The 22827-nt window shown below is 66.2% G+C and carries 18 protein-coding genes and 1 pseudogene; 8 read left to right on the top strand and 11 right to left on the bottom strand.

Annotated elements, in window-relative coordinates:
* Positions 1-23: 23 nt before the first annotated feature.
* On the top strand, positions 24-863 hold the full coding sequence (locus CKW46_RS09835) for a TOMM precursor leader peptide-binding protein (protein WP_015354904.1): 840 nt from the start codon (positions 24-26) through the stop codon (positions 861-863).
* Between the two features lie 19 nt (positions 864-882).
* On the opposite strand, the gene CKW46_RS09830 is transcribed toward CKW46_RS09835, so the two are convergent.
* A complete protein-coding gene (locus tag CKW46_RS09830; RefSeq protein ID WP_012393233.1) occupies positions 883-1056 on the bottom strand; it encodes a hypothetical protein in 174 nt (57 codons plus the stop codon).
* Between the two features lie 191 nt (positions 1057-1247).
* Here CKW46_RS09830 and CKW46_RS09825 point away from each other — a divergent pair, with 191 nt between their 5' ends.
* Positions 1248-2591: a macrolide-binding ATPase MABP-1 gene (locus CKW46_RS09825; protein ID WP_012393232.1), complete on the top strand. Its 1344-nt coding sequence runs from the start codon at positions 1248-1250 to the stop codon at positions 2589-2591.
* A gap of 102 nt (positions 2592-2693) precedes the next feature.
* Here CKW46_RS09825 and CKW46_RS09820 read toward each other — a convergent pair whose 3' ends face one another.
* Together CKW46_RS09820 and CKW46_RS09815 are read right to left on the bottom strand one after the other, a co-directional pair.
* Entirely contained in the window at positions 2694-2957 is a 264-nt protein-coding gene (locus tag CKW46_RS09820) for a WhiB family transcriptional regulator (protein ID WP_036451446.1), read from the bottom strand.
* Between the two features lie 431 nt (positions 2958-3388).
* Complete coding sequence (locus CKW46_RS09815; protein WP_482053388.1) at positions 3389-5488, bottom strand: ATP-dependent DNA helicase UvrD2; 2100 nt, start codon at positions 5486-5488, stop codon at positions 3389-3391.
* 256 nt (positions 5489-5744) lie between these two features.
* Here CKW46_RS09815 and CKW46_RS09810 point away from each other — a divergent pair.
* From CKW46_RS09810 to CKW46_RS09800, 3 genes and pseudogenes are all read left to right on the top strand, one after another.
* Positions 5745-6948: pseudogene (locus CKW46_RS09810) on the top strand (ISAs1-like element IS2404/ISMul1 family transposase).
* 72 nt (positions 6949-7020) lie between these two features.
* Entirely contained in the window at positions 7021-7275 is a 255-nt protein-coding gene (gene mrx1 / locus CKW46_RS09805) for a mycoredoxin Mrx1 (protein ID WP_117437014.1), read from the top strand.
* 247 nt (positions 7276-7522) lie between these two features.
* On the top strand, positions 7523-8185 hold the full coding sequence (locus CKW46_RS09800; RefSeq protein WP_238559541.1) for a sensor domain-containing protein: 663 nt from the start codon (positions 7523-7525) through the stop codon (positions 8183-8185).
* Positions 8186-8188: 3 nt separating this feature from the next.
* Here CKW46_RS09800 and nudC read toward each other — a convergent pair whose 3' ends face one another.
* From nudC to CKW46_RS09775, 5 genes are all read right to left on the bottom strand, one after another.
* Positions 8189-9127 carry an NAD(+) diphosphatase gene (nudC, locus tag CKW46_RS09795; RefSeq protein ID WP_174524105.1) on the bottom strand — a complete coding sequence of 313 codons (939 nt, stop codon included), beginning with the start codon at positions 9125-9127 and terminating at the stop codon, positions 8189-8191.
* 96 nt (positions 9128-9223) lie between these two features.
* Positions 9224-10294, bottom strand: coding sequence for a potassium channel family protein (locus CKW46_RS09790; RefSeq protein ID WP_012393226.1), 1071 nt, complete (start codon positions 10292-10294; stop codon positions 9224-9226).
* 61 nt (positions 10295-10355) lie between these two features.
* Positions 10356-13661 (bottom strand): ATP-dependent helicase, encoded by a 3306-nt coding sequence (locus tag CKW46_RS09785; protein ID WP_482053104.1) that lies wholly within the window; start codon positions 13659-13661, stop codon positions 10356-10358.
* Positions 13658-16831, bottom strand: coding sequence for a PD-(D/E)XK nuclease family protein (locus tag CKW46_RS09780; RefSeq protein WP_482053103.1), 3174 nt, complete (start codon positions 16829-16831; stop codon positions 13658-13660). Before CKW46_RS09780 ends, CKW46_RS09785 begins: the two co-directional genes overlap by 4 nt.
* Before the next feature lie 145 nt (positions 16832-16976).
* Entirely contained in the window at positions 16977-17819 is an 843-nt protein-coding gene (locus CKW46_RS09775) for a DUF6159 family protein (protein WP_015354896.1), read from the bottom strand.
* A gap of 169 nt (positions 17820-17988) precedes the next feature.
* Here CKW46_RS09775 and CKW46_RS09770 point away from each other — a divergent pair, with 169 nt between their 5' ends.
* The 3 genes from CKW46_RS09770 (at position 17989) to CKW46_RS09760 (ending at position 19371) form a co-directional block, all read left to right on the top strand.
* The gene (locus CKW46_RS09770; protein WP_117437016.1) at positions 17989-18210 is read left to right on the top strand and encodes an Rv3202a family protein; all 222 of its coding nucleotides are present in this window, start codon (positions 17989-17991) and stop codon (positions 18208-18210) included.
* Between the two features lie 64 nt (positions 18211-18274).
* Positions 18275-19060 carry an alpha/beta fold hydrolase gene (locus tag CKW46_RS09765; protein ID WP_117437017.1) on the top strand — a complete coding sequence of 262 codons (786 nt, stop codon included), beginning with the start codon at positions 18275-18277 and terminating at the stop codon, positions 19058-19060.
* A 2-nt stretch (positions 19061-19062) separates the two neighbouring features.
* On the top strand, positions 19063-19371 hold the full coding sequence (locus CKW46_RS09760) for an MGMT family protein (RefSeq protein WP_015354894.1): 309 nt from the start codon (positions 19063-19065) through the stop codon (positions 19369-19371).
* On the opposite strand, the gene CKW46_RS09755 is transcribed toward CKW46_RS09760, so the two are convergent.
* From CKW46_RS09755 to CKW46_RS09745, 3 genes are all read right to left on the bottom strand, one after another.
* Positions 19368-20222: a TIGR02569 family protein gene (locus CKW46_RS09755; protein WP_482053101.1), complete on the bottom strand. Its 855-nt coding sequence runs from the start codon at positions 20220-20222 to the stop codon at positions 19368-19370. The two genes, CKW46_RS09760 and CKW46_RS09755, sit on opposite strands and share 4 nt — an antisense overlap.
* A 65-nt stretch (positions 20223-20287) precedes the next feature.
* On the bottom strand, positions 20288-21469 hold the full coding sequence (gene moeZ, locus CKW46_RS09750) for an adenylyltransferase/sulfurtransferase MoeZ (protein WP_012393218.1): 1182 nt from the start codon (positions 21467-21469) through the stop codon (positions 20288-20290).
* Between the two features lie 171 nt (positions 21470-21640).
* Entirely contained in the window at positions 21641-22666 is a 1026-nt protein-coding gene (locus CKW46_RS09745; protein WP_482053100.1) for a DUF3152 domain-containing protein, read from the bottom strand.
* Positions 22667-22827 lie beyond the last annotated feature (161 nt).

The raw sequence follows: 22827 nt of genomic DNA, 5'->3' as shown, positions 1-22827 counted from the left end.
CCGGCCTGGCACAGTCTCGGGTCATGCCCGCCTTGTACTCGCTGGATCCGGCGATGCCGGTGCTGCTGCGTCCCGACGGTGCGGTGCAGGTGGGCTGGGATCCGCAACGGGCCGTGCTGATCCGCCCGCCAGAGGGGCTGACGACGACGGCGGTCGCCGAACTGCTGCGGTCCATGCGATCACCGATACCGATCACCGAACTGCAACGCCACGCCACCGGCCGCGGATGGGTGCCCGGTGACGTGGCCAACCTGGTCAGCCAACTGGTCGGTGCCGGCGTCGCGACCCGCCGGCACCGGGATCGGACCGGCCGAACGGCGTCAATCCGGATCCACGGCCGCGGGCCGTTGTCCGACCTGCTGGTGCAGGCGCTGCGTTGCTCGGGGGCACGAATCGGCCAAAGCAGTCAGCCACACGCGGCGGTCACCCGCAGCGCCGTGGATCTGGTGGTGTTGTCCGACAACCTGGTGGCCGAGCCGCGCCTGGTGCGCGACCTGCAAAGGGAGGGCATCGCGCACCTGCCGGTTCGGGTTCGCGACGGCACCGGGCTGGTCGGACCGTTGGTGATTCCCGGCGTGACCAGCTGCCTGCGGTGCGCCGACTTACACCGCAGCGACCGCGACCCGGCCTGGCCGGCCATCGCGGCGCAGCTTCGTGACACCGTGGGGGTGGCCGATCGGGCCACCGTGCTGGCGACGGCGGCGCTGGCGCTGCGCCAAATCAACGGTGTGATCGCCGCGGTCCGAGATCAGGAAAACCCGTCCGATCCGCCGTCGGCGCTGAATGCCACGTTGGAATTCGACCTCCAGGCGGGCTCCGTCGTGGCGCGGTATTGGGCCAGGCACCCGTTGTGCTCGTGCTGACGCCGGCCCCGCGGGCCCGCTAGCCCAGGCGACCCTGCTCGGGAACGTTGGTGGAGATCGCCGCGTACGCCCTGGCCAAGTCGTCCAGTACGCCCTCGGTCAAGGTGCAATCTTTGCGGTGCTTGTCCAACGTTTCGATGATCGCCCTGAACAAGGCATCTGCGGCCTCGTGCTGCGTCTGTTTTGCTGACATGGCTTCTCGGGGTCCACCCTCCGGACGTGGGTTTCGATGAGTCACACCATTGCGACCTGCAAGAGATTACATATGCGCTGCTGATCGCGCCGGTCTCGACGCAACGTCAGCGCTGGGACGGCCGCACCAATTGCGATTGAATCAATTGAAATCAGTTGTAGCCAGATCAATACCCTGCGCACAGGTCCGTAATGGATGATGGGGGTGTGTCGGACATCAAACGCGGCCGGGCCGCGCGCAACGCAAAGCTGGCCAGCATTCCGGTCGGCTTTGCTGGCAGGGCAGCGCTAGGGGTCGGCAAGCGACTGGCCGGCAAGTCAAAAGATGAGGTCAACGCCGAGCTGATGGAGAAGGCGGCCAACCAGCTCTTCACGGTCTTGGGTGAGCTCAAGGGCGGAGCGATGAAAGTCGGACAGGCGTTGTCCGTGATGGAAGCGGCCATTCCCGAGCAATTTGGCGAACCGTACCGCGAGGCACTGACCAAGCTACAAAAAGACGCACCACCGTTGCCGGCGGCCAAGGTGCATCGAGTGCTGGACGCGCAGCTAGGCACCAAATGGCGCGATCGATTCGGCTCGTTCGACGACACCCCGGTCGCTTCGGCGAGCATCGGCCAGGTGCACAAGGCGATCTGGTCGGATGGCCGGGAAGTGGCGGTCAAGATCCAATACCCCGGCGCCGATGAGGCGTTGAAGGCCGATCTGAAGACGATGCAGCGAATGGTCGGTGTCTTCAAGCAACTCTCGCCGGGTGCCGACGTGCAGGGCGTCGTCGACGAGCTGATCGAGCGGACCGAAATGGAGCTCGACTACCGGCTCGAAGCCGATAACCAGCGTGCCTTCGCCAAGGCCTACGCGGGTCACCCACGCTTCCTGGTACCGCACATCGTGGCCAGTGCGCCAAAGGTGGTGATCCAGGAGTGGATCGACGGCGTGCCGATGTCGCAGATCATCCGCAACGGGACCCAGCAGGAGCGCGACCTCATGGGCACGCTGCTGCTCGAGCTCACCTTCGACGCGCCGCGGCGGCTGGAGATGCTGCACGGCGATGCGCACCCGGGAAACTTCATGCTGCTGCCAGACGGGCGGATGGGCGTCATCGACTTCGGCGCGGTGGCGCCGATGCCCGGCGGCTACCCCATCGAGCTCGGGATGACCATTCGGTTGGCTCGTGACAAGAACTATGACCTGCTGTTGCCGACGATGGAGAAAGCCGGGCTCATCCAGCGGGGGCAACAGGTCTCGGTGCGAGAGATCGACGAGATGCTGCGCCAGTACGTCGAACCCATCCAAGTCGAGGTCTTCCACTACACGCGTAGGTGGCTACAGCGGATGACCGTGAGCCAGATTGACCGCTCGGTCGCGCAGATCAAAGCGGCTCGGCAAATGGATCTACCGCCCAAGCTGGCCATTCCGATGCGTGTGATCGCGTCGGTGGCCGCCATTTTGTGCCAGCTAGATGCGCATGTGCCGATCAAGGCGCTGTCCGAAGAGCTGATCCCCGGTTTTGCCGAGCCCGATACCGCCGCTGTCTGAGCGGGCGCCCGGGCCGCGGGATCCGGGTTCCGCGTAAGGATCGCCAGGGTGCGGCCATCGAGAATCGGTGCGATGGCCGCGCCCCGGCGATTCGGGCGGTTACTAGGCGGCAACCTTGGGCGGACGCCCGCGCGGGCGCTTGCGGTTCACTATCGAGCCACGCTCGAAGATCTCGCCACCCCATACTCCCCACGGCTCGGCGCGTTCAAGCGCAGCGGCCAAGCACTGGGGGCGAATCGGGCAGCTCGCGCAGAGTTCCTTGGCCTGCTCGAGATCGGCCGGGGTCTCGGCGAACCACAAGTCCGGATTACCGACATGACAGGGCAACACCGGCAGCGTCTGTCTAGGGACGGTCAGTGCCGACATGTCCATGCTCACCTGCTTCCTGGTCTAGGGGCTTTCGTTCGAAGTGATCCGGACCAGGCGGCGGGCGGTTGACCCAAAAAAAAATTGGCCACGGATCCTGGTGACTGAGGTCCGTGGCCACTTGGGCGGAAATCGGGCTTTACGTAGTGCCTACGTTGGGCTCCGATCCACGGACGAGTCAGTCGCGGCGGCGACGCGGTGCTTACCCGCTGCCGCCGGGATGGCGGTGCGGGCGGCATGACGGGCGGCCGGGTACCACACGGCGGCAGCCACGCCTACACCGAACGTATTCATGTTCATCATCGTGGCCGCCTCCTTTCGTGTTGCTCGCCGCCGTGCCAGCGTTCAGCGCCGGCACCTATAAGCCTGTTAGAGGTTAAACGGTCGCGACCGAACATCACAACCGATTTTTTGACCAGCGGTTTTGCCGCTTACCGTGCTTGGCGCACCAGCTCGAGCACATCGGCCCCGTACTGCTCCAGCTTTCGGGCGCCAATGCCTGGTATCGCGATCAGGGATGCATCATCGGCGGGAAGCAGCTCGGCGATCGCGATGAGCGTGTTGTCGGTGAAGACGACGTAGGCGGGCACGTTCTGTTCCTTGGCGGTGTTGAGCCGCCAGGACTTGAGCTGCAGCAGCAATTCCTCATTGACGTCGCCGGCACACGTTTCGCACCGGCGCAGCATCACGGCCGCCGGCGTGGTCAGCTCCTTGTTGCAGATCCGGCAGCGCACTGGGCCGCGGTTGCGCCGGTTCTTGGCCGGCCCCGGATCGGCACGTGTCTGCGGCGCAATGCCGTTGAGAAAGCGCGACGGCTTGCGGCCCTGACGCCCGCCCGGAGACCGGGTCAGCGCCCAGGTCAGCGCCAAATGCACTCGGGCCCTGGTGACTCCGACATAAAGCAGCCGGCGTTCCTCTTCGACCTGTTCACTCTCGGGGCCATGCGCCAACGCGTGCGAGATCGGCAGCGTGCCGTCGGCCAAGCCGACGAGGAACACCGCGTCCCACTCCAGACCCTTGGCCGCGTGCAGTGAGGCGAGGGTGACACCCTGCACCACCGGTGGATGGCGTGCGTCGGCGCGCGCTCGAAGCTCGGCGAGCAATCCGGCAAGCTGCAGGTGCGGTCGCTGCGCCACCTCGTCGTCGACTAGTTGCGCCAATGCGCTCAGCGCCTCCCAGCGCTCCCGGGCCCGGGTCCCGGCGGGTTCTTCGGCGGTCAGCCCGAGGGGTTCTAGGACCGTGCGGACCACATCGGGCAACGCTGCCTCGATATCGCGCTCCGCCGCACGCTGCAGGGCCACCATCGCCTGCTTGACCTCTTGGCGGTTGAAGAATCCCTCGCCGCCACGCACCTGGTAGGCGATACCGGCCTCGGTCAAGGCTTCTTCGTAGACCTCGGACTGCGCGTTGACGCGGTAGAGGATGGCGATCTCGAATGCGGGCGTTCCGGATTGGATCAGCCGGGCGATCGACGCCGCCACCGCGGTGGCTTCGGCGACCTCGTCGGGATATTCATCAAACGACGGAGCCGGGCCGGGCTCGCGCTGGCCGGTCAGCTGCAGCCGGCTACCGGCAACCCGGCCGCGGGCCGCCGCGATCACCCGGTTGGCCAACGAGACCACCTGCGGAGTGGACCGGTAGTCGCGCTCCAGACGCACCAGGGTGGCGTCGGGAAATCGGCGGGAAAAGTCGAGCAGGAATCGAGGCGATGCCCCGGTGAACGAATAGATGGTCTGGTTGGCGTCACCGACGACTGTCAGGTCGTCGCGATCTCCCAACCAAGCCAACAGGACTCGTTGCTGCAGCGGAGTGACATCCTGGTATTCGTCGACGACAAAGCAGCGGTACCGGTCCCGGAATTCCTGGGCCACCGCGGCGTCGTTTTCGATGGCGGCCGCGGTATGCAGCAGCAGATCGTCGAAATCGAGCAGGGTGAGGCTCTCATCGCGCACCTTGAGTGACTCGTATTCGGCGTAGACGGCCGCGATCTGCGCGGCGTCCAGCGGAGTATCTCGGGATGCGGCGGCCACCGCCGCCGGGTATTGCTCGGGGGTGATCAGCGATGCCTTGGCCCACTCGATCTCGCCGGCCAGGTCGCGCACGTTATCACTGCTGGCGTTGAGCCTGGCACGGCCGGCCGCGCGGGCAACGACGGCAAACTTGCTGTCCAATAGCTGCCAGCCGATATCGCCGACGACGCGCGGCCAGAAATATCGCAGCTGGCGGTGGGCGGCCGCGTGAAACGTCAGCGCCTGGACGGCACCGACACCGGAGCTTGTCTGTGCCGCGGCATCCAGCCCTCGCAACCGGGCGCGCATCTCCCCCGCCGCCCGCTGAGTGAATGTCACCGCGAGTACCTGCCCGGCGGCGACGTGGCCGCTAGCGACCAACTGAGCGATCCGATGCGTGATGGTGCGCGTCTTGCCGGTTCCGGCCCCGGCGAGCACGCAGACGGGTCCGCGGGGCGCGAGCACGGCTTCGCGTTGCTCGTCGTCCAGCCCGGCGGTCAGTGGCTGAGCGAGCGTCGGCATGGTCTCCATCTTGACAGTGCGGGCTGACAATCCGGGGGCCCCGCCACGCCGCCAGACGCGGCCGGCACCCTGCCGGACGCCTCTACCCTAAGCCGTCCGCCGCTGATCAGCCCCAGGGCTCCGGCGTTGTTGATTAGCAGGCTTGTGAGCTGGGTTGATGATCTTTGGTGCCGCGCTATTGGGGCCGGAGTGTAGGCACGGGCTATCTGGAGAACGATCGAGTTGGTTACTGTTCGTCGTTGGTCTGGAGTTGCCCGTGCCTACCGTTTCAGTATTGCCTGTGTCGTCGGTTCCAGAGGTGTTCGACCGCTGGAGTCCTGGTGAGCGCAGCGAGCTCATCGGATCGGAGTTTCTCGATGTGTTGGCCTCGGTGCCAGACCCGAGGGACCCACGCGGTCGGAGGTATTCGCTGATGGCTTTGTTGGCGATCGCGGTTCTGGCCACTGCCGCGGGGATGCGCGGCTATGCTGGTTTTGCCACATGGGCGGCCACCGCTCCCGATGATGTGTTGGCCCAATTAGGGGTCCGGTTCCGGCGGCCCAGTGAGAAGACCTTCCGCGCTGTTTTGTCTCGGCTAGACCCCGCCGACCTCAACGCCAGGATGGGCAGTTACTTCACTGCACACGTGGCCAGCAGCGACCCCAGTGGATTGGTGCCGATCGCGTTGGACGGCAAGATGCTGCGTGGTGCCTTTACGCGCCAAAGCGACAGCCACGCATCTCGTGTCGGTGTTCGCCCACCGTGCCCGATTGGTGCTCGGTCAACTCGCTGTCGCCGAGAAAAGCAATGAAATTCCCTGCGTACGTGCCCTGCTCACGCTGCTGCCGGGTAGCTTGCGGTGGCTGGTCACCGTGGATGCGATGCATACCCAGGTCGTCACCGCGAAGTTGATCTGCGCCACCTTGAAGTCGCACTACCTGATGATCGTCAAGTCCAACCAAGCCAAAATACTTGCGCGTATCACCGCGCTGCCCTGGGCCGAGGTGCCCGCAGCCGCTACCGACGACTCCCGCGGCCACGGCCGTGTCGAGACCCGCACCCTGCAAATCATCACCGCTGTACGAGGAATCGGCTTCCCCTACGCAAAACAAATCATCCGGATCACTCGTGAACGCTTGATCACCGCCACCGACCAGCGCAGCGTGGAGGTGGTCTATGCCATCTGCAGCCTGCCGTTCGAGCACGCCCGCCCTACCGCGATCATGACCTGGATGCGTCAACACTGGGGAATCGAGAACAGCCTGCACTGGATACGCGACGTCACCTTCGACGAAGACCGTCAAAGGGCACATACCGGAAACGGCGCACAGGTCCTAGCAACGCTACGCAACACCGCGATCAATCTGCACCGCCTCAACGGCGCCGACAACATCGCCGAAGCCTGCCGGATCACCGCTTTGACCGCCAACCGCCGCCTAGACCTCCTCAATCCACAATTCCCCAGCTCACAAGCCTGCTAATCAACAACGCCGGAGCCCTGTGATCAGCCCTGCCGCGCGCAGCCCCCGATCACCGGGCTACGTTTACGTCCCATGACCAATGCTGCGCTCACCATCTACACAACTTCATGGTGCGGTTATTGTCTTCGGCTCAAGACGGCCCTAAAAACCGAAGGAATCGCCTACGATGAGATCGACATTGAACGCGAACCTGCCGCAGGGGATTTCGTAGGCTCGGTCAACGGGGGCAACCGGACCGTTCCGACAGTGAAGTTCGCAGACGGCTCGACGCTGACTAACCCCAGCGCCCGGGAGGTCAAGAAAAAAATGGCCGACATTGGCGGCTAGCTAATTGGGGACCGCGCACTCACGGCGCGTTTCCGACACAGCTTGTCGCCCAATGCATGGGTGCCCGACAAAGAATGCAGCCGCCCGTACCATGGCCATTATGTCGTCGAGTACCGGTGACTCGCCGGTACAGCAACGCCAACTCCGACCGCGGATAGCAGTCCGCAGAAAACGGCTATCAACGATGAGGCCAGACGGCTCAACCCGAACGACAGCGATGCGTTTCGCAGGCTGGCGCAAGTGGCAGATGGTCTTTCGTGCCGCGTCTAGCCGTCGCAACAGGTCGGCTTTCATCGTCTGCATTGCGGTGTTGGCGATTTCAGCCTGCTCGCATCAGAGCACCACAGCCAAGCCCAGCACCACCACTTCTACACCTCCCAGCGGCGCCGACGCATTGATCATCAGCGTCGAAGAAGTGCGTCGCATTGCTAACTACGAAGAACTGACCGCACACGCGCACGCAGACTTGCGCCATCCACCGCCGGGTGACCTGAGCGCGCCGGGCCCCTGCCGGGCGGCCGGAACCAGTGACCTCACCTTTGCCAGTGGATGGCTGGAATTTCGTAGCGCGGGCTACAGCGGGGTCACCGACGACATCGATCCCGGCGGAAAGGCCTTGATTGACTCGGTCAGTCAGGCGGTAGCCATCTACCCGGACGAGCACGCCGCTCGCAATGCACTCGATCAGCTCGAAACGTCCCTGACGACGTGTGTGGCAATGCACGACCCCAATTACGATTTCGATGTGGACAAGTCGGATCCCACCACGCTGAGGATCACCGACGCGGGATGGAGCCACCTGTATCGGGCCAAGAATTCGGTTCTAATATCCGTTGGCGTATTGGGCATCGAACCCGCCGAGCGGATCGCGAATGCGGTGCTCGAAGCCATTTGTGATCGAGTCAAATAGCGCTTAGTCGCGCGCTGCCGCCCAAGATTCAATGATCACGCGGGCGATCGAAATCGATCCCGGCAGCAGCAATTTTGAGTCCGATGCACTCGTCCAATCACCGACCGCAAGGGCGGCTCGCACCTCATCGCGGGTAAACCAGGCCGCCTCGGCGATCTCGCCGTCATTAAAGGAAAAGTCTTCATCTGGGTCACCCACCGCATGGAAACCGACCATCAGCGAGCGCGGTAAGGGCCAGGGCTGGCTGCCCAGATAACGCACATCGCGCACCGTCAGACCGATTTCCTCACGAATCTCCCGGGCGACACAGACTTCGAACGATTCGCCGGCCTCCACAAACCCGGCCAGCAGCGAGAACATCCGGTGCGGCCAGATTGCCTGGCGGGCCAGCACCACCCGGTCGCCGCCATCGTGCACCAAGCAGATCACCGCGGGGTCGATGCGCGGGAACTCCTCGTGGCCGGTCAGGGAGTTCACTCGCGACCAGCCGGCCCTGGCCGGTTTGGTCGGACTGCCGTCGACTGGGCTGAACCGCGAACCGTCGTGCCAGTTCAATAAGGCCATGGCAGATGCCACCAGCTGGCTGCTGGTGTCATCGATGATGCTGCCGAGTTTGCGCAGGTCGGCCACCTCGGACTGAGCTCCAGGATCCTCGGGAGCTTCCAGCGCGGCTCGGACTGCCCAGACATGGCGACCGCCCTCGAGACAGCCCAAAAACACCGCCTCCGGCGGCGGCTTCTCGGCGAAATCGGCGGCCGGGCTGAGCACCACCCGGCCGTCGGCCATCAATACCCGATTACGAGAATCCACCCTCATCAGCGCCGCATCGGCCCACCCCGCGGCCGCCGCTTCGACGTCGGTTCGCAAGTGGTCGGCCCGGTCTGCGCCGATGCGGGACAACAACGGAACCTCGCGCAGCTGGAAGTCCACGCTAGCTCTCACCCCCCTGGCGACCCGGCTGCGCCGAGCTTACGATCGCCACGCCGCCACCTTGGTGGCGACCCGCTGCCCCCGGCTGCGCCGCGCTTGCGATCGCCACTAGTGCCCCGTGTTGCGGATGTAGAGCAGGCGGTCGTTGGCCTCAATGGCGTCCACTTCGGGGGCGCCGATGCGCAGCAACTGGCCGCCACGAACGACACCGAGCACGATGTCGCGCAAATGACGCGGAGATCCACCGATCTCGCTTTGTTCCACCTCGCGTTCGGCGATGGCCAGCCCGGCATCCGGAGTGAGCAGATCTTCGATCATCTGGACGACACTGGGTGTGGTGGTGGCCAGCCCCAGCAGCCGGCCGGCGGTTTCGGAAGAAACCACCACCGAGTCGGCTCCCGACTGCTCGAGTAGGTGCTGGTTCTCAGCCTCTCGGATGGATGCCACGATCTGCGACTTGGGCGAAATCTCGCGAGCCGTCAACGTGACCAGCGCCGCGGTGTCATCGCGACTGGCGGCCACGATGATCGAGGCCGCGTGCTGTGCACCGGCCAACCGCAGCACATCGGATTTGGTGGCGTCACCGTGCACGGTGACCAACCCGGCCGCGGCGGCGCGGTCGAGGGCGCCCCGGTCGGTGTCGACAACAACGATCTCACCGGGAACGGCCTCGTCGCCGAGCATTGCGCTGATTGCCGTCTTGCCCTTGGTGCCATAGCCGATGACCACGGTGTGGTTACGCACTCTGCTCCTCCAACGCTGGATCTTCAGTGCCTGACGCGACGTTTCGGTGACAACCTCGAGCGTCGTCCCGACCAGCAAGATCAGAAACGCAATCCTCAGCGGTGTGATGATCAGGACGTTCGCCGCGCGCGCCAGTTCGGAAATCGGTGTGATGTCGCCATACCCGGTGGTCGACAGGGTCACCGCCGAGTAATACAGGCAGTCCAAGAAGGACAGTTCATCACCCTGCGAATCGTGATACCCATCGCGATCCAGATAGACCGTGATGGCACCCGCCAGCAGCGCCGCCAAGGCGATCGTCACCCTGCGCGTAATGATGCGAGCAGGACTGGCCTGCCCTTGAGGAATACGCAGCACGCCGACAAGCGCGTAACTGGGCTGAGCGGTCAGTCTCTCGTCGAGACGCCTCAGCCGCCGCCAACTACCTTTCGCCACGGAAATCCGTCATCGGCTAACCCCAATGCACGACACAGGCACGAGAAACATGTAACCACGATTAGCAACTGCAAGGCGGATCGGAGTCGGCGAGCAACTCGGCCAACGCCATCCCATCAGGCAGCTCATCGGGGATGACGGTGACTCCGGTGCGCACATAGTGAAAGGCGGTACGCACCGACGATTCGGGGCATCCGCGCAGGGCAGCCCACGCCATCCGGTACACAGCCAGCTGAACGGCGGCTTGCCGCATGGCTTCGGGCCCACGCGGCGGCTCACCGGTCTTCCAGTCGACGACGGTTGCGCCGCCATCGGGGTCTTCGAATACCGCGTCGATGCGGCCCCTCACCACGGTGTCGCCGACCGGCATTTCGAATGGCACCTCGACGGCGATCGGCGTGCGCGCCGCCCAAGGAGATCCGGCGAAGGCCTCCTGCAACGGCGCAAGATCCTCGACTTGGCCCACATCGGAGTCGGCAGCACCCGGGAGGTCCCCCAAGTCGAACAGCAGCTCCGCGCCGTAGAACTGCTGTACCCATGTGTGAAAGGCATTGCCCAGCTGGGCATGCGGATCCGGCCGAGTCGGTAAGCGATGCACCAACCGTTGCCTGGCCCCCACCGGGTCGCGGGCCAGCTCGACGAGCCCGCTCACCGACAACTGGTTCGGCAACGCTCGCGTCGGCGGCCCCACGGCACGCGCCCGCTCGGCCAACAGCGCATCGACGTCGGCTGTCCAGCCCTCGATATCGGCGACCGCGGCACCGCCAGCGGGGGCCTCGACACCGGCATCGGCAGAGATCGCCTCCGCGACCAACCTGGCCCCACGTTCGACATCGCCGCGCCGCGTGGCCAACGGATCAGTTGGCCAAACCGCTTCGACAACGTCGTCCAGCAGCGGGTTCCGTTCACCAGCGACCGGTGCCCGATCCCACTGATCCACCGTCCCGCAGGGATCGCCGGCCGCGGCCGACCGCTCGATGATGTCCTTGAGTTCACACAAGAAGTCCGATGGTCCGCGCGGCTTCAGCCCGGTGGCCCCCCAGTGGTGACCCGATACCAGCACGGTGTCCTCGGCCCGGGTAACGCCGACGTAGAGCAACCGGCGCTCCTCATCGACGCGCCGCTGATCTAGCTGCTCCCGATGCGCGGAAATGGTGTCCGACAACTGCTTTCGGTTTGTCACCGCCGAGGTATCTAGCACCGGGATGCCCAGCGCGCCCACCGACGCCCGGTCCCCCCGAAGCAGCGGCGGTAACTCGCCCGGATCGGTGAGCCAACTGCTTCGCGACGCGGTCGACGGGAAAACACCTGCCGATAGATGTGCCACCGCCACCACCTGCCATTCCAGGCCCTTCGCGGCATGCACGGTGAGCACTTGAACTCGGTCCCGTGCCACCGTCAACTGGGCCGGCGGTAACCCGTTCTCTACCTCCGCCGCGACATCGAGATAGGCGAGCAGACCGTCCACCGATGCCTTGGTTGACAGGGCGCTACCAGCCGAGATAGCGGCCCGCTCGGCGTAGTCGGCGACCACGTCGGCAAACGCATCGAGGTGCTCGGCACCGGCCCATGCCCCCGAAGCCGTCGCCGCGGCACGGACATCGCAATCCAGCCCAAGCACGCGTCGTACCTCGGCGACAAAATCCGGCAGCCAATGACCAAGATGCCCACGCAGGGCGTTCAATTCCGCTGCCAGCGCACCGATGCGCTCGTAGCCCGCCGACGAGTACCAGTCGGCGGGGCCCGGGTCGCAGATGGCATCGGCCAGACACGCCGTATCGGTGTCCGGACCCGCCGCCGCCGCGACGGCACCGGGAGAGACCGATGCGCCCACCTGAGGACCGCCCACCAACGCGACCGCCCGTCGCCAAAGTGCGGCGACGTCGCTGCCGCCCAACCGCCAGCGCGGACCGGTCAACACTCGCATCGCCGCGGCCCCGGCCGTCGGGTCACCCACCAGTCGCAGCATCGCTACCAGGTCGGCCACCTCCGGAATGGACAACAGGCCGGCCAGCCCGACAACCTCAACCGGGATTCCCCGCGCAACCAGTGCATCGGCGATGGGTGCGGCGTCGGCGTTGCGGCGCACCAGCACCGCTGCCGTCGGCGGGCTAACCCCGTCGGCCGCCGCGCGCTGATAGTGACCCTGCAATTGGTCTGCGATCCAGTCCCGTTCGGCCTGCACATCGGCGAGTAGCGCACAACGAACCGTCCCGGCCGGCGCATCCGGGCGCGAACGCAGTGCATGTACGGCCACCGACCGCCGGCGGGGCTCCGCCGAGATCGCGTTTGCCAGGTGCAGTGCGCGCGGCGGGTTGCGCCAGCTGGTCCGCAGCTCCAGAACCGGTGCCGGGGCACCGTCGGACAGCGCGAAATCCGTGCTGAACCGGGGCAAGTTCGTCGCCGAGGCACCACGCCAGCCGTAGATCGACTGAATCGGATCACCGACTGCCGTCAACGCCAACCCGTCATCGACGCCGCCACCAAACAGTGCCGACAGCGCGATGCGCTGGGAGTGGCCGGTGTCCTGGTACTCGTCGAGCAACACGACGCGGTACCGGCTGCGCAGCTCCCCGCCGACCTGCGGGCACGTCGCTGCCAGCCGTGCGGCGGCGGCCATCTGCATTCCGAAGTCCATCACCTTGGCGGCGCGCATCCGCTCATGCAACGCGTCGAGCAAGGGCACCAGCTCGGCCCGCTCGGTCTGGGTGGCCAGCATCCGCAACAGCCACTGATTCGGGCCGCTATCGCGCTGGTTTGGGCCCGCCGGCAGGGCGTGCACGATTCGTTCCAGCTCGATGTGGGTATCGCGAAGCTGCCGGGTGTCAACCAGGTGCTCGGCGAGCTGGCCCCACAGCCGCAGCACCGTGGCGGTGACCGCCGCCGGGGTCTTCTGGGTGCACAGCTCACCGCGATATCCGTTGACGACCTCGAACGCCAGCTGCCACAGCTCTGTCTCGCTGAGCAACCGGGTGTCGGGCTCGATGGGCAGCAACAAGCCGTGGTCACGCAGCAGTGAGCCGGCAAATGCGTGATAAGTGCTGACCGTGGGCGCACCCGCTGCTTCGCCGACGGCGACACCCACGGTGGTACCTGCCAATCGGGCCAGCCGCGACCGGACACGGCGCAGCAATTGGCCGGCAGCCTTGCGGGTGAACGTCAAGCCCAACACCTGGCCTGGTTCGGCGTAGCCGTTGGCGACCAGCCAAACCACCCGGGCGGCCATCGTCTCGGTCTTGCCCGCTCCCGCGCCCGCGATGACAACCAACGGACCCGGAGGGGCGGCGATAACGGCGGCCTGCTCGTCGGTGGGCGGGAAAATTCCTAGCGCACTTGCTATCTCATCCGGGCTGTAGCGCGGGTTCATCGCGGCGACCGGTCGGTGTGGGCCGGACACGACGGCCGGATCGGGCAGTGCGAGCAGCCATCGTTGCGCCGAGCGATGAAGTGCGGCCCGGCCGCTGCCTCGGCAGCCTGACGGACCAGATTGCGCCACTGGTCACGAGCGGCCGGCGTCAGTGGATCCTGATCCCGTTGGGCGGCACCGGCGGCCGCGCTCTTGCCCGGATAGACCAGTCGCGCACCACCGGGCTCGGCACCGGCCTCCACCATCCCCTCGGCCACCGCAAGCTGATACATGGCCAGCTGGGCATTTTGCTGTGCGTCGTCCTTGCTGACTGGTGTCTTTGCGGTCTTGATGTCGACGATCACCAATCGCCCCGCACCGTCGCGCTCGAGCCGATCGACCCGTCCCCGCAGACGAATTGCGCCGCCGTCGTCGCGGGCCGCGTCCAGGACTCCATCGATGTCGATCTCGACTCCCACTTCGGTCAGTTCACTGCGCGTCTGGCCCCGCCACTCGACAAACGCCTGGATCATCGCTCGGTGCCGGGCAAGCTCGTTGCTCGAAAACCAATCCGCCTCGAACGGCAGGAGCTTCCACACCCGGGCCAGCTCGGCCAGCAGTTGCTCTTCACTTGCGCCCGGCTCGGCGATCAGCGCATGCAGCACCGAACCGATGGTGGCTCGCAGGTCACGCGGGTTGGTCCCACCATGACGTTCGGCCAGCCAACGCAGCGGACAGTCGTTGAGGGTCTGCAGGGTGGAGGGCGTCAGCGTGACAACATCGCCGGCGCCGTAGAGCGCAGCAGTCGTGCTCACCGGGATCAGCCCGTGCCATCCCGCGGGATCGGCCCCCGCCACGCCGGCCTTGGCCAACCGAGCCAATTGTGTTGCTGCACATTGCCGGGCAGCGTCGTCAACCGCGCCGTCCGGCGCGCACACCACGCCGCGCAATCTGCCCACCACCGCCGCGGCCGACAGCACGCGCGGCGCCGAAACCGGCGGCGCTGCGACGGCTTGGCTGTCCCCGTTGGCCCACTGCGCGATCTCGAAGAAGAATTCCGACGGAAGCGCGGCCTGCTGGCTACCCCCGCTCGTGTCGCCGTCGACGGCAGTCACCAGTAGTTGCCGCCGCGCCCGGCCCATTGCCGCCAGCAACAGCCGGCGTTCCTCGGCCAGTAGCGGTGCCCGCGCCGAGGCATTGCCGCTGACGCCGTCGAGTTCATCAAGCAGGCGCTGCGTGGCCAGCACTCCCCCGCGCGGAATCGTGTTGGGCCACAAGCCGTCCTGCAATCCGGCGATGACCACCAGGTCCCATTCATGACCGAGCGCCGCGTGCGCGCTGAGCACCCGGACCTGCTCGTTCTGTGCTACCGGCTCCTCGCTGACTCGAGGCAACTGCAGGGCCGCAACGTGCTCGAGGAGTCCGCTCAGTGATGCGCCCGACGTGCGCGAGACGTACTGGTCGGTGATGTCGAACAAGGCCGTTACCGCTTCAAGGTTGCGGGTCGCCTGGACACCGGCCGGGCCGCCGCGATCGATGGCTGCGAGCCAGCGATTCTGCAGACCCGACCGATGCCATGCGGCCCACAGGATGTAGCGCGGGTCTTGGCCCGCACGGTGGCATCGCGTTGCCGCGGCCAGCACGGCACGCACCCGCCGTAGCGGCCCAAACTGTGGCCCTGGCGGCTGGTTTGACCCCGCTGACCCGACTGCAGGGCGCCCATCCTCGGACAACGTCGCAACCAGCAAGTCCCCGAAATCCTCTGGCGAACGACCGGCGACGGCGCGCCGCAGGGTGCGGCGCAGCTGCCGCAGCGTGACGGGGTCCACGCGGCCGATGGGTCCGGTGATCAGTGCCAGCGCCTGATCGGCGTTGAGCCCTTCGGCGGTCGCAGCCAGAACCGTAAGCAGCGCGCCTACCGCGGGTTCCTCGGCCAGTGACCCCCCGATCGGGGGTATCGACACCGGAACACCCGCGGCCGCCAGTGCCCGCGGCAGCCGCGCGGCGACCCGGGGTACCGACCTGACGATCACCGCCATCTGCGACCACGGAACTCCGTCGACCAGATGTGCCCGTCGCAGCGCATCGGCGATCGCCGCCGCCTCCGCATGCGCCGTGGCGGCCAGGCGCACGGTGACCGACCCGTCCTCGGTTCCGGTGCCATCGATGTGGCGACCGGCACTGCCGCCCGGCAGCCGGCGGGCGATGCCGCTGACGGCGCGCGCCACGGCGGGGGCACAGCGATGCGACATCGTCAAGGTCACCGCCGGACCGCCGTCCAGCGGGCCGCCCAGCAATCCGGCGGGCTCACCGCCGCGAAAACCGAACACCGCCTGGTTGGGGTCGCCAGCGATCAAGGCGAACTCGGCACCGGCCGCCAGCACCTCAACCAGCCTTGCCGCCTGCGGATCGAGTTGCTGAGCGTCGTCAACCAGCAAGAACCGCAGCCGCGCACGTTCGGCGGCCAGCAATTCGGGATCGCTGGCGAAGGCCTCCAGTGCGCTCCCGACCAGTTCGGCGGCACCCAATGCCGGTGCGGTGGCTTGTAGCGTCGCCGTCCCGACCGCCGCGCGCAACAACATCACCTGCTCGTACTGTCGGGCGAATCGGCCGGCAGCGGCCCATTCGGGGCGTCCGCTGCGACGGCCCAGCCGCTCCAACTCCATTGGGTCTACCCCGCGTTCGGCGCAGCGTGCCAGGAGGTTTCGGAGCTCGGTCGCGAATCCCGCGGTCGTCAGGGCGGGCAGCAGGTGTCGCGGCCAGGCCGACCTGGCGCTCGGTCCGTCTTCGAGGTCCCCGGCAAGCAGTTCCCGAATGATGGCGTCCTGTTCGGCGCTGGTCAGCAGCCGCGGCGGCGCATCGCCGGTGCGTTCGGCCGCCCGCCGCAGCACCGCGTAGGCGTAACTGTGCACGCTACGCACCAACGGCTCACGGACCGCGGCGCGGCCGGTCCCGGTGGTGTGTGAGCGCAGTAGCGCCGTGGTCAACGAGCTGCGCGCCCGCATCCCCATCCGGCCGGAACCGGTAAGCAGCAGAACCGATTCCGGATCGGCACCCGCGGCGATATGAGCGATTGCCGCCTGTACCAGCAAGGCGCTCTTCCCGGTGCCGGGACCACCCAGGACCCGCACCAGTCCCCGTGACCCCGGCGTCAGCAGCTCCCGCGCCTCGGCACCCCAGCTCAGTGACATGACGGCATGCAATCACAGGGGTCTGACAAGGTTGGCCCGGCTGATGGCGGCCAAGGCGCCAGATCGGACCAAATTCGCTAGTGCATAGGTGGTTTCAGGTACAAAGCTGACCACGGTGCGGCCAAGCCGACTCGGCAGGGCTCGGCTAGCGCCGCTCGAACGCCGCCTGCAGCAGCCCCGCGTCGAACCCGCTGGGCGCCTGGCCGGAAACGGCGTACTGGTAAACCGCAACGCGGAAGATCTGGCCCAGCGCACTCGAGATCAACGAGACGACAATGATGCAGGCGACCGCGATCGCCACCACGGCGGCAGCCAGCACCGGCTGATTGACCGCAAGTAGCGCGACGGCACCCCCCACGCCGGTGAGCACGATCATGATGCTGACCAGCCAGATGATCACCGTGATGGTGGCGGCCCCGGTTGCGCTTTCACCCCACCGCGCCTTGACGACGGTCGCCGAACGTTTCAGGGATTCGATCGGCCCGCTGCCCTCGAGCGCCACGACTGGGATCACGAAAAACGTTGCGATGGCCCAAGCGGCTCCGGTCAGCCAGACCGCGATCTTGCCCAACAGCGGCATCCGTTCTTCAAGGGCCCGCAGGATCAGCCCAACCGTGGTGGCCACCAGAGTCCAACCCAGGATCGGGCCGATGCGGTGCATGGCGGCCCTGACCCCATCGCTGACCTTGGTGTCCTCACCGCGCATGGAACGCGCCGCGCAAGCGGCCAGTGCCACGTTGAAGAAGATGGCGATGAAAGTGGACACGTACGCCGTTGCCAAGCCGGCAATGTAGAAGACCGGGTCATGCTCGTCGATGTATTGGCCGTCAAACACTCCCCGCAGGATCAGCGTGGGCGCCCAGATGGCGACCACGGCCAGGAACGCGAAAAGCGTGGAAAGAAGTGGGAACAGCATCAGCGACAGGTCGCCTTTGAGGATCCGCCAGCTCTGCCCGGTCAGCGCCCAACCGCGCTTGATGCAGTCCATTGCTGCTCCCGGTGGATTTCGGCCCGCTCCACGCCGTCAGACGTGAAAAGTTCGCTGGCGCGCACTGTGAACGGCTATCGTAGCCCGCGGCAACAGCAACGGCGACGGGCATCAGGTCAGGCCGATTAAGCTGGCTTGATGCCGGATGTCTACGGCAGGAGTATCGATCATGAACAATGCCGACAACAATGCCGAAGTAGTAGGTACACCCGATCCCGTGCCTGAAGGTGATGGCGCCGAACAGAGCATTCCGGCCGGTTACGACGAAGAGCCGGGGTTGGACACCGAGTACCTGAGCGACGCCGGGGACCGCGATGCCAACGAAGCCGATGTGATCGATCAGGCCTACATCGTCGCGACCTCCGACGACGACTTGGGCGCTGACCGCTGATCGGTGTTTTTGCCGCGCACCTCCCTCGAGGGGCGACTCGTGCTCGACCTGGCACCATCGACACGTGAGCACCGACCTGCACGTGCACCGCTATGGCCCCGAGGAACCCGTGCGGGTGCTGACCATCCATGGCGTCACCGAGCATGGGCAATCCTGGGAATACCTGGCCGGCTACTTGCCCGAAGTCAGCATCGCCGCACCGGATTTGCTGGGCCACGGCAGATCGTCGTGGGCCGCGCCCTGGAGCATCGATGCCAACGTTTCGGCATTGGCCGCATTGCTCAAGGACCAAGCCGACGGGCCGGTAGTGGTGGTGGGGCACTCCTTTGGCGGGGCGGTGGCGCTGCAACTGGCCGCGGCGCATCCGGACCTGGTCGCAGCGCTGATACTGCTGGATCCCGCGATCGGTTTGGATGGTTCACGGGTGCGCGAGGTGGTCGACGCCATGGTGGCCTTCCCCGACTACACCGACCCGGCCGAGGCGCGAATGGAGCGGGCATACGGCGCGTGGGCGGACGTGGATCCCGCGGTGCTCGACGCCGAACTCGACGAGCACCTCATCACCCTGCCGAACGAGCGGTACAGCTGGCGAATCAGCCTGCCCGCCATGGTGTGCTACTGGAGTGAGCTCGCCCGCGACGCCGTGCTGCCTCCCCCGGGAATCGCGACCACGCTGGTGCGGGCGGTGCGTGCCGATCCGCAGTACGTCAGCGACGAACTCATCGCGGCCCTGCGGGAACGGCTGGGAGCCGACTTCGCCCTGCGGGAATTCGAGTGCGGACACATGGTTCCCCAGGCCAAACCCACTGAAGTCGCCACACTGATCCGCGAACAGCTGAAAACACCCTGACCATGGCCCCCGTCACCGACGAGCAGGTCGAGCGGGTCCGCCGGCTGGTCGCAGCGATTCCGTCGGGCAGGGTAGCCACCTATGGTGATATCGCCTCTGCCGCCGGGCTTTCCAGCCCCCGCATCGCCGGCTGGATCATGCGTACCGACTCGGTCGATCTGCCGTGGCACCGGGTGATCACTGCCTCCGGGCGTCCGGCCCGGCACCTGACCAGCCGCCAACTCGAGCTGCTGCGCGCCGAAGGGGTGCTCAGCGTGGACGGCAAGATCGCGCTGGATCAGGTGCGTTACGAATTCCCGCCCAGTTGCTAGAGCAACATCCGGATCAGCCCAGCGGTGCGGGCCAGACCCGGAAATGCCTCACTGGTAGAGCGGGGATGCAGCGCATGCACAGCCAGACGGAACATCAAGGCACGCAATAGCATTTGCGGCCATTCCGGCAGAGCACCCCACCGTTCGATGAGTCCGTCGTCGGCATCGCCCCAGGCCAGCGCGTCGATGACAACCACTCCGGCGGCCCAGGACGCGGGCCGCCAATACGGTGTGATGTCGGTGATCCCCGGCGGAGCCGTTCCGGCGAACAGCACGGTGCCGTAGAGGTCCCCATGCACCACCTGAGTGGGGCTGCGCGTCGGTTTGCGAAGCTTCGCGAGGTGATTGACGAGTTCGATCGACTGCTCTGCGTCCTCGGTCATCTGGGTCGGGCGGGCCCCCGGCGGGATCGATTGCAGGGGTCGCTCCTCCCACGCGGCGCGGTCGGCGACGATGAAAACGTCGACCTCCGCCCACGGCGTGGCGGGCCCCTGGGTCAAAAACCGCGGCCGTTCCAGCTTGCTGGTGGCCTCGTGCAGTCGCACCGCCGCCGAAACGACCTCATCGTGGCGCGGCTCCGGTGTTCCGGCCACGAATGTATCTGCCCGCCAGCCGGAAACCACGTACCGCCCGTCGGTGGAACGGACCGGTCGGGCCAGGCGCACGCCGTCGACGAAGAGGGTCTCGCGTACCCGGGCCGACCAGGCCGCCCGGGCATTCTCTGCCACCATCGACAACACGACTTCACCGCACCGCCAGCCGCCTTCCCAGCTGGCGCCCAAAGAGGCGGGCTCCACACCGGTCAAACCAAATGCCGCCAACACGTGCTCGGGCGGTGGCTCGACACTCACGGCAGTCAGCCTAGTGGAGGCCCCGCGGGGTGCTGGGCCTGTATCCGGCTTAGAAGACATCCGGCTTAGTACATCACCATGTCGGGCTGCATCTGATTGGCCCAGGCCACGATCCCGCCCTGCAGGTGGACCGCATCGGCGAAACCGGCCTTCTTCAACGCGGCCAACGCCTCGGCCGACCGCACGCCGGTTTTGCAGTACAGCACCGTGGTGCGGTCTTGGGGCAGCTTCGCCAGGCCCTCACCGGTGCTGATCAACGACTTGGGGATCAGTTGAGCTCCGTCGATGTGCACGATGTCCCACTCCACTTGCTCGCGCACGTCGATCAGGGCCAGCTTCTTGCCAGAGTCGATCATCGCGCGCAGTTCTTGCGGGGTGATGGTGGAGTCGCTGGCGGCCCTGGCGACGTCGTCGGAAACCACGCCACAGAACTGCTCGTAGTCGATCAGCGCGGTGATCTTCGGCGTCGCCGGATCCTTGCGAATCCTGATCGTGCGGTAGGTCATCTCCAACGCGTCATAGATCATCAGCCGGCCCAGCAGTGTCTCTCCGATCCCGGTGATCAGCTTCACCGCCTCAGTGCCCATCACCGACGCGATGGAGGCGCAGATGATGCCCAGCACCCCGCCTTCGGCACAGGAAGGCACCATTCCCGGCGGCGGCGGTTCGGGGTAGAGGTCTCGGTAATTGAGCCCCAGCCCGCCCGGGGCGTCCTCCCAGAACACCGATACCTGGCCCTCAAACCGGTAGATGGAACCCCACACATAGGGTTTTCCGGCCAGTACCGCGGCATCGTTGACCAGATAGCGGGTGGCGAAGTTGTCGGTGCCATCGATGATCAGGTCGTAGTGGCCAAACAGGTCGACCGCATTGTCGGATTCCAGCCGGAACTCGTGCAACCGGACCTCGATCAGGGGGTTGATCGCGACGATCGAGTCACGCGCCGACTGGGCTTTGGAGCGCCCGACGTCGGCGACGCCGTGAATGATCTGGCGCTGCAGATTCGACTCGTCGACGACGTCGAAGTCGACGATGCCGATGGTGCCCACACCCGCGGCAGCCAGGTACAACAACGTGGGCGAACCCAGCCCTCCGGCACCGATCACCAGGACCCGCGCGTTCTTGAGTCGCTTCTGCCCGTCAACGCCCAGATCGGGGATGATCAGGTGGCGACTGTAGCGGGCCACCTCTTCGCGGCTCAGCGTTGCGGCGGGCGCAACCAGGGGCGGCAATGCTGTCGTGGACACCGAACATCTCCTCGGCAATCATGGCGGTTCAACGCCGATACACGTTGCCCAACCAATCACAGCAGGTACGCGGGTAGGCGGCAACGATGCGCAACAGTGCTCAACAGCCAAACTGTCGGCGCAATTTCGGCACGCGGATCGGCGCCGAAGGACGGTGACGCCCCGCCGCTCTCAGGCGATCGGGTAGGGCCAGGGATTGAAATGACAGGTCTTGCCATCTGCCTTGACGAATTCGGGATCGAACGGCGCGGCCTCGTCATCCGACGTCGAGAAGGTCTGCTGCATCATCACCGGGGCCAGGCCGCCCGGCTTCTCGCAGGCCTCGTGCCGCAGGTACCCGATGGCGTGACCGACCTCGTGATTGATCACGTACTGCCGGTAGGAACCGATATCGCCCTCGAACGGTACGGCGCCGCGCACCCAGCGGGCTTCGTTGATGAAGACCCTGGCCTGCCGGTCCGGGCCGTAGGACGGGTTGTAGCAGGATGTTTCCAGCGGGAATTCGTAGCCACATCCTTCGCGCACCGTGACCGGGGACACCAGCGAAATGCGGAAGTCGGGCTTTCCGGTATCAATCCGCATGAACGCAAATTGCGGATCGTGCGTCCACCCCTTGGGATTGGCCAGCGTCTGGTCAATCATCTGGGCGAACGCATCGTCGCCGCCGTACATCGTCGGGTCCAGGCCGTTCTCGACTTCGACGGTGTACTTGAACACCTTGCCGGTGCCCTGCCCCACCTGCGGTGTCGTACCCGGAACCACCCGCCAAGTCTTGTCCCCCGCCTGGGTATAGGGACCGCCCGCCGGCAGCGTGCCGGCGGGCAGATTCGCGTCGAATGTGGCCAGACCACGTGGCGGCGTGTCGATGATGGAAGTGCCGACCGAACCAATGTTGGGCGTGTCATGAACGGCCTCGGCCGCCGCCGGCTTCGGCGACGTGGTCCCGGTGACCGTCTGATAGCCGACGACCACGGTGAGCACCATCAGAACGGGTAAGGCATAAGCCCGCCACCCGTAGGTCGACACAAAGCGCCCCAGCCAGCTTTGTTTGCGCCACTGGCGCGGCCGGTCCCGATCGACGCGGGCCCGCCCGGCCGCCTGGCCGAGGGGGTCACGTTGGGCCCGTAAGGGCTCTCGCCACTCATCACGCAGCACAGGTACCTGACCGGAGCTGCGCGACGGGCGCGGATGCGTCATTTTCCCAGGATGGCACAGCCATCGCTGAGTAGACCCCTGGCACGCCCGAATGGACCGTCCGACTACTATCCACCGGCACCGATAGCGTCCAGTAAGGATCGACCCGGCGGCGCGGGTAGTAATGTCGTTGCGACAAACAGTGCGGCCGCGGGGTTGGCAAG

It is taken from the genome of Mycobacterium liflandii (assembly GCF_022354805.1).
Lineage (GTDB): Bacteria > Actinomycetota > Actinomycetes > Mycobacteriales > Mycobacteriaceae > Mycobacterium > Mycobacterium marinum.
Note: the sequence above shows the minus strand (reverse complement) of the source record. Positions and strands in the feature narration are given on the sequence as shown.